1 protein-coding gene is annotated in these 263 nt (G+C 38.8%); it reads right to left on the bottom strand.

Annotated features, from left to right (window positions below):
* The coding region (locus ACQRDX_RS09640; protein ID WP_427896685.1) for a MucBP domain-containing protein at positions 1-263 on the bottom strand (263 nt) is incomplete at both ends.

The raw sequence follows: 263 nt of genomic DNA, 5'->3' as shown, positions 1-263 counted from the left end.
ACCATAGACATAAATAACCGTTGTCCCATTAGCAGAAATAGTTCCTGTGTGATTAGCCGGTACTTCTACTAGATAGTAACCTGAAATTATTTTACCATTTGTTGTGTATGGATCTCCAACTTTACCTGTGATGGTTTCTGAAGGAATAACCTCGCTACCATTTGTATCCACATATTTCACTATAACTGTTGCTTCTTTCGGAGCATCAGGTATATATGTAATCGGAGTATCCATACCTGGGTCTGATGGAACCGGTGGTAATT

Origin of the sequence: Streptococcus sp. SGI.013 (assembly GCF_050315295.1) — a bacterium.
Taxonomy (GTDB): Bacteria; Bacillota; Bacilli; order Lactobacillales; family Streptococcaceae; genus Streptococcus; species Streptococcus porcorum.
Note: the sequence above shows the minus strand (reverse complement) of the source record. Positions and strands in the feature narration are given on the sequence as shown.